At 44.7% G+C, this 15,747-nt stretch carries 11 protein-coding genes and 1 riboswitch; of the genes, 3 read left to right on the top strand and 8 right to left on the bottom strand.

The genetic code is table 11. The features are described from left to right. Positions 1-10: 10 nt before the first annotated feature. From MZ182_RS12760 to MZ182_RS12735, 6 genes are all read right to left on the bottom strand, one after another. Positions 11-640, bottom strand: coding sequence for an acyltransferase (locus MZ182_RS12760; protein ID WP_014610867.1), 630 nt, complete (start codon positions 638-640; stop codon positions 11-13). Continuing rightward, the gene (gene tsaA / locus MZ182_RS12755; protein WP_014610866.1) at positions 641-1,375 is read right to left on the bottom strand and encodes a tRNA (N6-threonylcarbamoyladenosine(37)-N6)-methyltransferase TrmO; all 735 of its coding nucleotides are present in this window, start codon (positions 1,373-1,375) and stop codon (positions 641-643) included. Between the two features lie 138 nt (positions 1,376-1,513). Next, positions 1,514-1,894 carry an Rcs stress response system protein RcsF gene (gene rcsF / locus MZ182_RS12750; RefSeq protein WP_248069357.1) on the bottom strand — a complete coding sequence of 127 codons (381 nt, stop codon included), beginning with the start codon at positions 1,892-1,894 and terminating at the stop codon, positions 1,514-1,516. 76 nt (positions 1,895-1,970) lie between these two features. Continuing rightward, entirely contained in the window at positions 1,971-3,287 is a 1,317-nt protein-coding gene (locus MZ182_RS12745; RefSeq protein WP_248069355.1) for an amidohydrolase family protein, read from the bottom strand. Next, the gene (locus MZ182_RS12740) at positions 3,287-6,376 is read right to left on the bottom strand and encodes an amidohydrolase family protein (RefSeq protein ID WP_248069353.1); all 3,090 of its coding nucleotides are present in this window, start codon (positions 6,374-6,376) and stop codon (positions 3,287-3,289) included. Before MZ182_RS12740 ends, MZ182_RS12745 begins: the two co-directional genes overlap by 1 nt. Positions 6,377-6,592: 216 nt before the next feature. After that, positions 6,593-6,985, bottom strand: a complete 393-nt coding sequence (locus MZ182_RS12735) for an H-NS family nucleoid-associated regulatory protein (protein WP_011788835.1) — start codon at positions 6,983-6,985, stop codon at positions 6,593-6,595. A gap of 312 nt (positions 6,986-7,297) precedes the next feature. Here MZ182_RS12735 and MZ182_RS12730 point away from each other — a divergent pair, with 312 nt between their 5' ends. The 3 genes from MZ182_RS12730 (at position 7,298) to MZ182_RS12720 (ending at position 10,915) form a co-directional block, all read left to right on the top strand. Then, positions 7,298-8,047 (top strand): electron transfer flavoprotein subunit beta/FixA family protein, encoded by a 750-nt coding sequence (locus MZ182_RS12730; RefSeq protein WP_025008765.1) that lies wholly within the window; start codon positions 7,298-7,300, stop codon positions 8,045-8,047. Then, positions 8,048-8,974, top strand: coding sequence for an electron transfer flavoprotein subunit alpha/FixB family protein (locus MZ182_RS12725; RefSeq protein WP_014610863.1), 927 nt, complete (start codon positions 8,048-8,050; stop codon positions 8,972-8,974). A gap of 95 nt (positions 8,975-9,069) precedes the next feature. Continuing rightward, positions 9,070-9,266: riboswitch (Lysine riboswitch) on the top strand. 80 nt (positions 9,267-9,346) lie between these two features. Continuing rightward, positions 9,347-10,915 carry a Na+/H+ antiporter NhaC family protein gene (locus tag MZ182_RS12720; protein ID WP_011919562.1) on the top strand — a complete coding sequence of 523 codons (1,569 nt, stop codon included), beginning with the start codon at positions 9,347-9,349 and terminating at the stop codon, positions 10,913-10,915. A gap of 71 nt (positions 10,916-10,986) precedes the next feature. On the opposite strand, the gene MZ182_RS12715 is transcribed toward MZ182_RS12720, so the two are convergent. Both MZ182_RS12715 and MZ182_RS12710 read right to left on the bottom strand, forming a co-directional pair. Continuing rightward, positions 10,987-13,140 carry a M3 family metallopeptidase gene (locus MZ182_RS12715; RefSeq protein ID WP_061783237.1) on the bottom strand — a complete coding sequence of 718 codons (2,154 nt, stop codon included), beginning with the start codon at positions 13,138-13,140 and terminating at the stop codon, positions 10,987-10,989. Between the two features lie 200 nt (positions 13,141-13,340). Continuing rightward, complete coding sequence (locus MZ182_RS12710) at positions 13,341-15,449, bottom strand: multiheme c-type cytochrome (protein ID WP_248069377.1); 2,109 nt, start codon at positions 15,447-15,449, stop codon at positions 13,341-13,343. Positions 15,450-15,747: the final 298 nt, after the last annotated feature.

Genomic DNA, 15,747 nt, shown 5'->3' with positions numbered 1-15,747 from the left:
TCGTTTCTGCTTACTTATCCCGCCTATCGCCAATCACGCGTGCAGGATTGCCAGCAACAATAGCCCAGTCGGGCACATTTTTAGTCACGATGCTGCCCATTCCGACCACGGCGTGATCGCCAATGGTGACACCATCGACTATCCCAGCCTGCGCGCCAATCCAGACATCTTTACCTATAACAATGCCTTTGGAGTTGGCGGCTTGTTGATATATAGGTGTATCTGGTGCCATGCCGTGGTTAAAGGCATAGATGGTGACATTGTTGGCAATGCGCGTTTGGTCACCAATCTGAATTCCCACTCGACCACCATCGAAGGAGCAGCCATGATTAATCGCGACTTCATTCCCTAAAGTGATAGGCCCATGTAAAAAACACTCGGCGGCAATCATGCAGCGATCGCCGATGTTGATGTCGCGATTTGGTTCGGCAAATAACTGTGCCTCGGGGGCAATAAAACAGTTATCACCTATGGTGACTGTTTCGAGGGCACAAAGAGCCGCTTGTACTTGATCTTGCCAAGGCTTTGCCCAGACTAAGTGTTTTTCTTTTAATGAAAAATACAGCCAAGGCATCCAAGACAGGCGCTTTTTATGTTGGCTTTGATAATCAGGTTTTGATGTAGGCGTTGGCGCAGACATTTAGCCACATTTCCCTGGTTTGAGTTCGAGCACTTGAATGTATTCCCGATCATCGTCATCGACCGCCATCTGCCAGAAGATATCTAAATCATATAAAGCGACTTGGTATAACTTAGGGTCATCCTTGGCTTTTTTATATGCAGGGCGAGGATCTTGCCCCAATACGCCGCGGATAAGTATCGCTAAATCAGTATAAGCGTCCTGTTTGCCATAGGTATCAATCTGGGTCGTTGCGAGATCGGAAAACACTACGCTAATCAGTTTAGGCGCTTCTTGGGCGATACCGCCCACTGCATTCATAATCGAATCTGAGAAGGGAATATAGGGCTTAATATCAATTATCGGCGTGCCATCGACAAGATCCATACCCGAAATTTCAAGGCACACTTTGCCCTTACGCTGCACTACTCCGTGGAGTTTAACAACCGACTGACCAATGCCATTAGGCCTAAAAGTGGAACGAGTGGCAAACACGCCGAGTTTTTCATTACCACCTAAACGGGGTGGCCGAACTGTGGTTTTCCAGCCTTGGGCGAGATTTTCATGGAAGCAAAACAACAACCAAAGGTGGGAATATTGCTCTATGCCACGCACCGCATCGAGATGATTCACATGAGGTTCGAGTTCGACATAGCCGCGAGCTTCAACGAGTCCGGGCTGTCTTGGAATACCAAACTTTTGTTTATAAGGTGTACGGCATGTCGCTATGGCGACAATTTGGTTGGTAAATGTCATGCAGAAAATTACCTAAAAGAGAAATATAACAACCGCTTAAATTTGTGATTAAATGCCTTTTGTTAAGGATTAATCATCAAGCGGTTGATATGGGCAATCTCAGATCGTTACAAGCTGTACGTTTAACACCCGTAAGTACTACTCGGTTGTGGCAGTCTTAATCGCTTGGCCTACGCATAGTGCGCGGCTAATACAACCTTGAGCAGCTTCTTCAAACATGACACATTGCTTGATGATAATACCGTTTGCGCCTTTATCCGCCGCACTTCGGCGAGCTTGGGTTCTGGCATCGGCTAGGGATGCTGGCACGGCATTAATATCGGCTTGGCAAGATTCACCTTGCACTAAACCTTTTAATTCATAATGGCCTTTAGGCAGGGAATCACCTTCGTAGAGGGTAACATCGGATGCCTTGAAATAGTCATTAATCGCCTCTGTATCTAAATTACTGTTAAAACGGTAATCGCTTGCACAGGCACTGAGCAGTAACACTAATGCACTTGAGAGGATGATTTTCATGGTTTGACCTGAGGTTGAGGAAAAATGGCGCAGCCCAATGGACTGCGCGATACGATATTATTTATCTGAGCAAATTCTACCGCTTAAGGTACTTTTGATAAAGCTGCTGATGACGATTATTCAAATCTATCTGCCGACCGTCAATCCACATTGCCTCGATCTTGTTGGTCATAGGGTCGAGAATATCTCCCGCTGAAAGTACCACACTGCCTCGGTATCCCACAGCGATAGCCCCTAAATCCACTATACCTAATAGCTTTGCGGCATCTAAGGTGATGGATTTAAGCGCTTGATCAGGTGTTAAACCATAGGCCGCACTGTAACCTGCTGCATAGGGGAGATTTCGGCTATTCCAATCCGATGAGAACCCGAGAGCGAAGGGGATATCCGCATCAGTGAGCAAAGATGGAATGCTAAAGGGTAAATCGACGGGTTCATCTTTACGTTTAGGCAAGCTGAAGGTGTGTGGGTAAATCACTCCTGCTTTAATTTCCTTCAGGCTTGAGGCTAAACGCCATGCATCATATCCACCGACAATCACCAGCTTGAATTGGTATTTTTTAGTCAGGGCAATGATTTGTTCAATTTGTTCTGCGCTATCAGCATGGGCAAAGAGTGTGGCTTTGCCTTGATATAGCGGCAACATCGCCTGCCAGCGTAGGTTATAAGTTGTAGCAGTCTTATTTTTCTTATCTTTACTTATAGCTTGCTCACTTAAGAAGTAACGGTAGCCATCTTCAAAGGCGATATTGAGTTGAGCAATCGCCTGTTGATTTTTCTCTATGGCCTTAATTTTTTCCTTATCATCTTCTGGCATACGTTTAATTTGTGGCCAATAGACATGGAATTGTGCTGTACTGGGGATGAGCGCATCTTCAATCGTCCAAGCGTCGAGGTTGACAACGACTGATTGCCCCGCTAAACCCTCACCACTCGGGACGATTTGGGCATGTGTAATGCCGTTGTAGCGAATTGTTGGGAGCAGTTCTGAGTCTGGATTATAAGCGCTGGCGGCACTGATATGTGGATTGATATTTCCCACTTCAGCTTTATCTACCGTTGGGCGACTCATATCTATTTCTACTAAACCAAGGCTTGTATCGAGGGCAATCAGGCCGGGATATAAGTGTTTTCCGCTAGCATCGATAATATGAGTGTCGTTAATTTCTGCTGTTGTAGGCGTTGAGTTTAACTGTGTTCCTACGGCGGTAATTTTGCCGTTTTCAATTAAAACGTCAGTATTACTCAGTACACCTTGGCTAACTGTGTGCACAGTGGCATTTTTTATCAGCACGTTACGCACTTGCTTAGGAGCAGGGACTATATCGTTAGCAATGATTGGCATTGCCACCATTAAGCTTGCAAGCAGGAGTGTCGTTGGTAAATATTGCATTAGTGTGCTCCCTGATGATTGTGGCCCCATGCCTGATAGTGGGTATCGCAGTGCCATTGTGGCTCGTTTAACGGTGTGATTTTTTCACCTGCTTTCGCTGTATCATCACTGTTGAGAATTTTTTGGATAAGTGCGGCGCGCTCTTTCACCACAGTTTGCTGGGCAAGTTGATCTTGGTCGCGGTCAAAATAGCGCTTACCCTCCACCCATGCATGGGTTACTTTCGCGTAAATGGATAGAGGTTCAGCGTTCCACAGGACGACATCAGCCATTTTTCCTGGGGTAAGTGAGCCTACAAATTCATCGACTCTCAATTGCTTAGCCGGATTGATGGTGACCATGTTCCAAGCATCCTCCTTTGACATATCACAATACATCATTGATTTGGCGGCTTCTTGGTTAAGCCTGCGCTGCATTTCATAATCATCGGAGTTAATGCTGGTGGTCACGCCCTTGTTTAACATCAGACAAGCATTTTGGGGAATGGCGTCATACACTTCGAATTTATACGCCCACCAATCGGCAAAGGTGGATGCTCCAGCACCGTGAGCCGCTAGCTCACTCGCCACTTTGTAACCTTCGAGCACATGGGTAAAGGTTTGTACCTTAAAGCGATAAGCCTCGGCTAAACGTAGAAACATCAGAATTTCAGATTGTACATAGGAGTGAATATGCACATCGCGTTGCTGTTTTAATACCTCGGCTACCGCTTGAAGACGGTAACTCGGACGTGGGGCAATGGTGTTTTTCTTATCGCTTGAACGCAGCTCGTTATAGGCTTTTAAGGCTTTCTCATAGGTAAGGGCGGCATCGAAAGTTTCTTCGAATAATGCTTTAACGCCCATACGCGTTTGCGGAAAACGCTGCACAAACTTTTCTCCCCAGTTGCTTTGTTTAACATTCTCACCTAAAGCTAACTTGATACTGGCTGGCGCATTAGCGAACTTAAGTTGTTCGGCTGGCTCGCCCCATTTCATTTTGATCAGTTGCGATTGGCCGCCAATAGGGTTAGCACTGCCATGGAGGAGTTGTGCACTGGTGACGCCGCCCGCTAAAGCGCGGTAGATTGAGATATCTTCGGGATTAATGATATCGCCAATGCGCACTTCTGAAGTCACGGCATCGGTGCCTTCGTTAGTGCCGCCATTAATAGCAATATGGGAATGCTCATCGATAATACCCGCCGTAAGGTGTTTACCCGTAGCATCGAGCACTTGATAGCCTGAAGGTGTGCTTAGCTGTTGGCCCACTTTTTCGATACGACCATTGGCCATCAAGAGATCAGCATGTTCGAGAATGCCTTGCTTATCCGATGTCCACAGGGTGGCATTCTTGATATGTAGTTTCTCCACCTTAGGTGCTTCGCTCAGTCCGTAAGCGACGTTAGGGAAGGTGAGGTGACTCACTAGGCTCGTGTTGGCTTCATTCTTGGGAGCTCGATTGCTTGCTTGGTCTGTACTTTTGAGCTTTGCAGTTTGAGTCATAGCGATACCGGCAACATTTGTAGTGCGACTTTTTGCATCGACCATACGACCTTGAATGCCGTCATCGGCCATCCACAGCGTAAAGCGGCTAAGGCCGTTAATGCCTGCGGCGCTCAAATTGGCAGTAAAGCTCAATCTCCCGTTATCATCTAACTTAAGTTGAGTGAGTGAGATACTTTGTTCGCCACTGCTTAAGCTGCCTTGGATGTTGGGTTTATCACTTTTACTTTCATCATGTAGCGATAAATCTAGCGTGAGGTTATTGAAGCTTAATTGGTAATCCCCCAGTAATCGTGCTTGGGGAAGTGAGCGCAGACTTTGCTCCTGACCTTGCAACCAAACACTGTAGATCTGGCCATCTTTAAAGATATTACCTTTTGTCACAACAAAGTCAGCCATATAGCCGGGAGCGAGTTTACCCGTTAACTCGGCAGTGCCTATCATTTCGGCAGCTTGAGTTGTAAGTGCTGCGAGGGCTTTTTCTTCGGTTAATCCTTGGGCGATGGCTTGACGTAGGCGGGGCCAGAATGCATCGCTTTTAATCCCATATTGGGTGAATGCGAAGGGCAATTCAGCTTTAGCAACAACATTGGGGTTTGTTGATGCCCGTTCCCAGTGCCTTAATTCTGCAAGGGATACTTCGCGTTCTGCATCATCTGTTGTCACTTCTGGGGCTTGAGGATAGTTTAAGGGGAGAATCAGAGGATAATTTAACGCCTTCAATTCATTGATCCGCGCATATTCCTGGCCATTCCCCAGTAAGTAACCAGAGAGGTTATGCTCTTTAAGTAAATTAGCGGCACGTAATAAATCATTAAGATTTTTGGTTTCAAAGACGATGGGTTTCTCAGCTAACTTATCGAGCCGTTCAAAGGCAATATTAAATTCGATTTGACTATTTGTTGTGCCATTTGCTGATTTGTTTTTATTTTGGTTATACCAGTTGGCATCGGCAAACGTTTGCCTAATGAGCGCAATACTGCCCATTAATGAACTGGGATAATCTTGTTCTGAACTGCCTTTATCAAATGCCATAAAAGGTTGGCTGCGGGCGCGGTAAATGACTTCGTTAGCCGTTTTGTCAGCTAAAGAAAGACTGACACCTGTACCGCGAAAAATACCATCGAGTTTGCTTGTTTGTACGCTGGTAAAACCATTATTAATCCAGTCTTTAGCGCGTTCTTTATTTGGATAAACATAATTAACCCATTCTTTTTCAGAATGAATGGCGCCATTTTCGGCATTACCACCGATACGTTTAATATCATAAACAGGGCGTGTCAGTCCCAGTTTTGGATATTCAAATTCAATACCATAGTCGGTAAAGGGATCGATAAATCCGGGATAAATGGTGTAACCCGTTAGATCAATTTGTAAAGCTGCTGCGGGGATCTCTCCCTGCTCAATTACCGCTTTAATTCTATTATTTTCAATTAATAGCGTTGCATTGCTGAGTCGTTTATCTGGGGAAATAATTAATTCTGCGTGGGTCAATGCTGTTAACTTATTTACAGGCGTTACAGGGTTGGGCGCAGCGAATATTGTTTGGGATACTAAGCTGCTTATCATGCAGGAGCTTAGTATTAACTTATTGTTTATCTGCATTTTTATTAATTTTTTAGAGGGTGGTGATAAAGAGTAACTGAAAGCGATTGTAAATACTAAGGTTGAATTGTAACGTAATTTTAGTGATTACTTAGATAAGGTAGAGCGTGTTTCTTACCACATTCGAGATATAAAAAAGCTCGCTAAACAGCGAGCTTTTTATGTTACTCAGCAGTACTAATGAGGATAGTCCTTTTTACTGCGAGTTTGTATGGATTAGATTAAGAAATCATCCATAGAACGGCCTTTGTTGACTTCGTTCTTAAATACGGTTGGCATGCGGCCTTGGCCTGTCCACTGGATCATTTCACCGTCAACTTCAATTTGATATTTCGCTGGGCGAGGTGGACGCTTTTTGCTTGGAGCTTTAACTGCGACACCGCCAAGATCATCAATGGATAAGCCTACCGCTTCCATTTGTTGACGGATTTCTTCAATCTTAGCATTACGAGCAGCAATCATTTGCTGTTCTTCTTCAGCCATTGATTCACGCTCAGATAAAATTTTATCTAGCTTTGAGGCTAAATCTCGTAGTTCTTCAATGCTGAGATCTTTTACTGCAGCTTTAAAACGACGTCCGTGAGTTAATATTTCTAAAAAATCGCTCATATCTATTTTCGTCCCACTTTAATTTTTAATACAGGATAATGGTGAACAACCGCTAAATGATAGAAACTAATATAGCTCGAATCAAATAAAATTATGCAATAAATCGAAATTAAATATTATTTAAATTTTGAACTTTTCGATATATCGCTAATAGCTGTTCAAAAAAGTGGCCAGTAACACAGTATCAAAAAATGCAAACAGTCGTTTGAGTTCGATTGACGTTAACGTCAACAGCACGTAAAGTTGCTCTATCCTGCATTGGTTATTGCCAATGTTTTGTCCATGTACATGAAAGTGTAGGAAGGAAACCCTATGAAAGTATTGGTGCCTGTTAAGCGTGTAGTTGATGCCAATGTGAAGGTCAGGGTAAAAGCTGACAACACAAGCGTTGATACCGCAAACCTAAAAATGGCGTTGAACCCTTTTTGTGAGATCGCAGTAGAAGAAGCGGTTCGGTTAAAAGAATCGGGTAGTGCTACAGAAGTGGTTGTTGTCAGTATTGGCAATAAAGCCGTACAAGAACAGCTACGTACTGCATTAGCACTCGGTGCAGACAGAGCCATTCATATCGATACTGAAGATGATTTAGTGCCCCTTTCAATTGCTAAGCTACTTAAAGCTGTACAGGAAAGAGAGCAAGCGGAATTAGTGATTTTTGGCAAACAGTCCATTGATGGTGATAATAATCAAACTGGCCAAATGTTTGCCGCGTTAATGGATATGCCACAGGCGACCTTTGCTTCAGAAATCAAATTAGAAGCGAATACAGTACAAGTCACCCGCGAGATTGATGGTGGTATGCAGACGCTGAATTTACCCTTACCCGCAGTGGTTACCGCCGATTTAAGATTGAATGAACCTCGTTATGCTTCTTTACCCAACATAATGAAAGCTAAACGTAAGCCATTGGATGTGATAACGGTAGCAGATCTAGGCGTGACGTTAAAAAATCACCAAACCGTAGTAAAGGTCACGCCTCCTGCAGAACGCAAAGCGGGCATCATGGTAGCGTCGGTAGCTGAGCTAGTCGAAAAGTTAAAAAATGAAGCGAAGGTGATCTAAATGGCCATTTTAGTATTAGCTGAACATGATAATGCGGCGTTGAAACTCGACACAGCTAAGGTTGTTAGCGCAGCACGGGCAATAGGTGATGAAGTCCATGTACTTGTCGTGGGCCATCAATGTGGTGCGGTAGTGCAAGCTGCACAGGCGCTACAAGGTGTAAGCCAAGTGTTAGTGGCCGATGCCAGCGCCTATGAAGCGCATTTAGCGGAAAATGTAGCCAAGGTGCTAGTGGATTTATCCCCTCAATATGGTCATATTCTGTCTGCCGCATCGAGTATGGGCAAAGACACTCTGCCACGTGTTGCAGCGCTTTTAGATGTTGCACAAATTTCTGAAGTGATTGCTGTGGTGAGTGCTGATACGTTTGTGCGCCCTGTTTATGCAGGTAGTGCTTTAGCTACAGTACAGAGCCATGATGCGATTAAAGTCATGACAGTGCGCGCTAGTGCATTTGATGCTGTGCCAGAAGGGAATAGCGTTGTCGTGACTCCGCTTGATAAAGTATTTGAAGCAAAGACGCAATTTGTTTCTCAATCACTTACGGTGTCAGCACGTCCCGAACTAGGTAATGCTGGCATTATTGTATCAGGTGGTCGAGGCATGGGCAGTGGTGAAAACTTCGGCATGCTAGAGCAATTAGCGGACAAACTTGGCGCCGCAGTGGGAGCCTCGCGAGCAGCGGTTGATGCGGGTTTTGTGCCTAATGATTTGCAAGTGGGTCAGACGGGTAAAATTGTCGCCCCCAATCTCTATATTGCTGTCGGTATTTCGGGGGCAATCCAGCATTTAGCGGGGATGAAAGACGCTAAAGTCATCGTTGCTATCAATAAAGATCCTGAAGCACCGATATTCCAAGTCGCCGATTATGGCCTCGAAGCGGATTTGTTTGAGGCTGTTCCGGAGTTGATTGCAAGTCTAAGTTGATTTTATCTGTGACATCGGTCACAGTAAGCGGCTTTGCGGTAGCATCTGCTTAGCCGCTTATGTTTTTATGTGCCTCACGCCCGTGAATGGGCGTTCTTAGAAGTAGAGGCGCGCCAAATATCAGTAGTGATCAGTAGGGTGATTCCGATGATCGATTACGAAAGGATTTGGTGCCGAAGTGGTTTGATTTATCACAATCAACTGCTGGGGTTGTACCGAATAGGTGCAGCACTGCCATAGTATTTTCTAATACGGATATTGGAAATAGTTACTATGGAGCGCTACTGATAGGACAGGTGATCTTGGGTATCTATTGCCTTTTCCCACCAGTTCAGTCGCCCTCCATTCGTATTTTTGACGAAGAAATAATCAATGACTGTTATGAGTTATGCCGATTCGGCACTTTCTTTGCTGCCGCCTGCGGTAGCGATTGTATTGGCGATTTTTACTCGCCGAGTTCTACTTTCCCTTGGATTAGGAATTGTCATTGGAGCGTTATTGCTTAACCAATACTCGCCTGTTGCCAGTGGAGCCTTTTTGTTCAGTAGTGTAAAAGGTCTTTTTTGGGCTGATGACGCTGCTAATACGTGGAATTTATATATTCTTGGTTTTTTAATCGTTTTAGGAATGATCACCGCATTAATTACTGTTAGTGGTAGTGCCCGCGCATTCGCCGATTGGGCTCGTTTGCATATTCGTAATAAGCGTGATGCAAAACTACTCACCATGTTTTTAGGTTGTGTTGTTTTTATTGACGATTATTTCAATAGCTTAGTTGTGGGTTCTGTCGCAAAACCCGTCACAGATCGCTATTATATTTCTCGCGCTAAGTTAGCGTATTTATTGGATTCAACGGCGGCGCCCGTTTGTGTTATTTCACCAGTATCTAGCTGGGGAGCTTATATTATTGCCTTAATTGGCGGTATTTTAACGGCTCATGGTTTTGCAGACTCTGGACATTTGAGCGTATTTGTCCAAATGATACCAATGAACTTCTACGCTATCTTCTCTTTGTTATTATTACTTTGTGTTGCGTTTATGGGACTCGATATTGGGCCAATGCGTGAACATGAGTTAAATGCCCAACGGGGGAATTTATACGATGAAACAAAAGGATTACCCCCCGGAGCGAACGCGGATTTACCCGAGGCTGAAACGGGTAAAATTTTAGGCTTATTCCTGCCGATCACTGTGCTGGTATTTGCAACCTTATATTTTATGATTAGCAGCGGTGCTCAAGTGCTCGCCGCTGAAGGCATTGAGTTTAGTCTTATTTCAGCTTTTGAAAAAACGGATGTGAGTTCATCATTATTTTTGGGTTCCCTGTTCGGGTTAGCCGTGGCTTTAGTGGTTAACGTGGTACAAGGAGTCGAAAAGTCGATGATTGTAAAAGGTGTAGTGCAGGGCGCACGTTCTATGCTACCCGCGATTTATATTTTGTTATTTGCATGGACAATTGCAGGGATTATTGGCCAACTCGAAACTGGTAAGTTTATGGCGAGTTTAGCGACGGGTAATATTCCTTTTGCTTTCTTACCTGCGCTTATGTTTATTCTGGCGGGATTAACGGCGTTTTCTACGGGCACGAGTTGGGGAACTTTTGGTATTATGTTGCCGATTGCAGCCGATATGGCGATGGGCAGCCATACTGGGATGATGTTACCTATGTTGGCCTCTGTTTTAGCGGGTGCGGTATTTGGCGATCATTGTTCACCTATCTCAGATACCACAATTTTGTCGTCAACTGGCGCGAGTTGTCACCATATAGACCATGTAGTCACTCAGTTACCATATGCCTTGATAGTAGCGTTTATCAGCTTGGTGGGTTATTTGGTACTCGGGTTTACAGAGTCGGTCAGTGCAGGTTTAGTGACCTGTAGTGTGTTGTTGGTGATGAGTGTTATTTGGCTGAGAATAAAATCAACAGGTGCAGTGAAATAGGACTAAGTGTGTTTGGATATAAAAATCAGCCAGCAATTGCTGGCTGATTTTTTATGGATCTGATGTTCGTTTTATTTATTGGCGCTATTTAAACCACGGCGATTAAGTAAACCCTCAGTAGTGGGCTCTTGACCTCGGAAGTTTTTATAGGCCTCCATTGGTGGCACACTGTTACCCACTTCACGGATCGTTTTACGATACTTCATGCCAATCTCTCGATTGAGTCCGCCTTGAGTTTGTACATAGGCGAAGGCATCTGCTGCTAAAATTTCACTCCACATATAAGCATAATAACTTGCCGAGTAACCGCCGGGGAAGGCGTGGGCAAAATAGGTTGACTTATAGCGTGGTGGCACGGCGCTAATGTTTAAGCCGTGTTTTTTAAGCGCATTAGCTTCAAAGGTGGCGACATCTTGCAGCGGCGTGTCAGGGCTTAATGAATGCCACTCCATATCCACTAATGCGGCAGCCATATATTCTAAGGTATCAAAACCTTGGTTAAAGCTGCCTGATTTCAGTAACTTTTGCAGTAGTTCATCAGGGATGGGCTTACCGGTTTCATAGTGCTTAGCATAGTTAGCTAACACTTTAGGATGGGCTGCCCAATCTTCTTCAAATGTGGATGGGAATTCCACAAAATCACGGGAAACTGAGGTGCCAGCGAGGCTTGGATAAGTTACCTTTGAGAACATGCCATGGGTACCGTGACCCATTTCATGGAACATGGTTGTGACTTCGTTATAGCTAACGAAGGTTGGCTCGCCCTCCGGTGCCTTTTTAATGTTCATCACATTGACGACAACAGGTTTCGTGCCTTCTAAGAAAGATTGACCCACAAATGAACTCATCCATGCGCCACCACGTTTACCTTCGCGGGCAAAATAGTCAGCATAGAAAATCGCCATGCTTGAGCCATCGGCATCAAACATTTCATAGGCTTTCACATCGGGATGGTACACAGGTAAGTCTGGGCGTGGTTTTAGGGTGACACCATAAAGTTCTTTAAGTGTATAGAACACCCCGTCTTCTAGTACACGGTTAAACTCAAAGTAAGGACGAACACTGTTGGCATCAAGCGCGTATTTTTCTTGGCGCACTTTTTCAGCGTAAAATTCCCAATCCCAAGGAGCAAGTTCAAACTTACCACCGGTTTTAGTGATCATAGCTTGAATATCAGCCGCTTCTTTTTGAGTGTTGGCAACTACCGCGGGCACCATAGAGCCAAACATGCTGTAAACCGCTTCAGGCGTTTTAGCCATTTGTGGTGCTAAGCGATAGGTTGCCCAGTTTTCATATCCTAAAAGAGCCGCTCGTTCGGCGCGAAGTTGTGCTAAACGCGAGACTAATGATGCTGTTTCATTTTCCCCCGTTAAACCGCGGTTAGCGGAGGCTTCCCAAATACGTTGGCGTAGCTCACGATTTTCCAATGAGGCGAGTATCGGCTGGCGTGTTGTGTTGGTGATATTGATAAGGTACTTGCCATCGTGTCCTGCGGCTTTGGCATCGTTGGCGGCTGAAGTAATTTCACTGTCGGTTAAACCTACCAGTTCATCTTTTGAATCAACAACGATAGCGATTTCTTTTGTTAAGCGCAGTAAACGCTGAGAGAATTCGTTTGTTAAGGTTGATTGCTCTTCATTTAATGCACGGATTTTGACTTTTTGTTCGTCAGTGAGTTTTGCACCCGCCATGATAAAGCGTTGGTGGTAAACCTCAACTAAGCGTTGAGCCTCAGGTGTTAAACCTAGGTTGGTGCGGTCATTATAAATGGCTTCGATACGGGCAAATAAGGCGGGATTTAAATTGATATTATCCGAGTGGGCAGCCATCTTAGGGGCCATTTCCCCTTGGATTTTACGTAGCTCAGGATTGCTGTTTGAGCCAGCTAAGTTATAAAACACGCTTGAGGCACGATTCAGTAGCGCGCCGCTTTTTTCCATCGCAACAATGGTGTTCTCAAAGGTGGGGGCCGCAGGATTATTGGCGATAGCCAGAATTTCTTGATATTGCTCGGCAATACCTTGCTCGAGTGCGGGTTTAAAATGTTCATCTTTGATGAGGTTAAAGTCGGGAGCTTGATATTGCAGTGTACTGGCTTGTAGCAATGGATTTTGGACCGGTATTGAAACAGCATTAGGTGCAGCGTTTTCTGTGTTGCTGCAACCTGCCATTAATCCGGCGGTGAGCGTGGCGCCGATGGCTATGGCAATAAAACTTTTACGCATTTAAATGACTTCCTTAGAATTTGTTGTTTTTTTAGGACTCTAACCTTAATAACTTAAATAGGTCTGAAAATGTTTGTGCCCGGCTATCTTGCCATAAAAAAGGAGCCTCGCGCTAGCGAGACTCCTTGAGCTATTTCCTTGCAGGGAAAATAGGTACCGCTTTTTACTTACTGCTTAATCACGCGATGATGGATGATTAATTAGCGAGTAAACTTGTGGTATTTATCAATACCATAACTTCTACCTGTGTCATGACATACTGCACAAGATTCAGAGGTTGGTTGTTTAAACCAGTCAGCCACTTTTGGTACGCTGATTTCACCACCGTTAGTTGCCATATGCGCCTTAGCAGAATCGCTAGTGTGGCAGGCATAACAGTTTGCGGTGACAGGGCTTGTCATATTACCACCCGGTTCAGCGATGTATTGATTTGGCACTTTGCTTAAATCAATGGCTTTAGTGTGACAGGCTACACAGCTAGTAGAGGCTTCAATTGCGCCTGCACCGTTAGCGGTTTTTGCTTGAGTGCCATCGGCTTTGACTTCACCCACTTTAGCACCATTACCCCAGTGCCAGCTGTGTACCATAGGACCAAAACCAGCACCTAAGGCTGCTGTAGTACGTTCCATACCGTTATCATGGCAAGCGATACAAGCCTTACCACCTTCATCGAAGGCACCATTTTTGTGGAAGGCAGTTCCATCGTTGTGGCAAGTGGTACAACTGTTATCGCTAACCACTGAGCGGCGGCCAAAGGCTGAGACTTTTGCACCAGTCGTTGGGTTAACAACGTCAGAGTAAGCGGTGAAAGATACGCCCATGGCGCCATCATATCCGTTAGCTCTTAGGTTGCCATTGCTTTGATAACGCGCTTTACCATCATACTCCATCCAACCAGCGGTACTGAATGTGACGCGAGCTGAGTAGACATAGTTAGCATTCACTGCGGTGATATCAGTCAGTAAGTGACAGATATTTTTAGTACCATCAGTGTTGTAACCATAGTAGTAGTTAGTGCGGTTACCTGGGCGTCCCACTAAGCTGCCATTTTCATAGGAATGTAAATAGGCACCTGCATAGACGATTGGTTTCGCGGCATTAAACACTGGGGGTTTTGAGTAGTTGAAGTTATCTTTAATGTTGAAGATGTTACCATCAACATCTTTAACCGTTAATGTAGTACAGAAGCCTGGTGCGGCTACTGCGGCCGCAGCACCTGTTGGTGCATAGTGGTCAGTTTTAGTCGAAATATCATCTACTTTAACAGGAGTTGATAATTCCAATTTGTACTTAGCACGAATGGCTTGACGTTCTGTTATACCCGCTTTGCTTTCGTGCATAATGCGTAAATCCGCACCATTGCTTGGGATTACAACGCCTGGTACACCACCACTGTTGTGGCAGTCAATACAACCTGGGCCAGACACGTTGATATTGTTAGGCGCTTCAACGTGGCAAGAAGTACAGTTCATCACGCTGAAATCTTTAGTAAATTTCTGGTGATTGATATGACCAATTTTGGAGAGTGTGTTAGTCGCGTAGCTACCAGTAGAGAATCCTTCAGCATTGACAACGGTGCGGCTGACAGAACCGTGACAGACTAAACAGCCTTCTACGAAAGTCACTTCGCTGTCCATTCCGCTCGCAACATAGCTTGCATGACGACGTGGGCTAGTGGAGTAATCGATATGGCAAGAGTAGCAGCTATCGGTCGTGGTTGAATGTGTGCCTTCTGGTTTGTTAACGACTAAAGGTTTAGACGTTGCAATGCCATCGTTTCCACCGACACGTAACCAAACGATACCTTCAGTGGCTGGGTTTACCCCTTTCATTGGTACTTTAAACTGGTAGTGACCATCAGCTAAAGCGGTTAATTCAGCACCTGCAGTTGCTTGAGTTACTGCACCACCCACATGAACATTGTCAGCAACACCGTTTTTATCGGTTTCATCGCGGTTGGTGATAAAACCTTTGTCGGTTAATGCAGCCACTTTGGCTTGAACATTTAACAGTCCATTGATTGGGCTATTGTTTTCATCTGTAATTTCGAACTCGTAACTAATACTGCCTTCAGCAAAGCTGTAGCCAATTACTTTGACATTGGTTTCGGTCGATTTGGTTACTGGCGCTGGTGTCCATGGTTTACCAGGTTCACCAGGGGTTCCTGGAGTGCCGGGTGTTCCTGGGATCCCTGGTGTGCCTGGCGTGCCAGGGGCACCATCCTTACCATCATCCCCACAGCCAACAAGGGCGCCGGTTAAGGCTAAGGCAACAACATATGCCAGTTTTTTAGAGGTGAAAATTCTCATCATAATCTCCAATTGATCCAATATGCGAATAAAGGACGGATTGCAGCACTAAGTTTGCAGGGGAGATTAGTGCTTTTAACCGCTGATTTTAATTTGCAAGCTATCGAATACTTTTATTTTTTTAAAATTGAGCACTTATTGTCTCAAAGGGAATATTACTGTTAATTGTTTGTTGTTTTTTTGAGCCTTACCGCATTTATGACTATTTCTTTAGAGGTAGGTCTCAATTTTGGTATTTAGCATCCATCACTTTTTCCTGATAAAACAGTATTTAATCTTGGGTTAAGGTTATTTTAAC

The organism is Shewanella sp. JNE2 (assembly GCF_023159115.1).
Classification (GTDB): Bacteria; Pseudomonadota; Gammaproteobacteria; order Enterobacterales; family Shewanellaceae; genus Shewanella; species Shewanella putrefaciens.
Note: the sequence above shows the minus strand (reverse complement) of the source record. Positions and strands in the feature narration are given on the sequence as shown.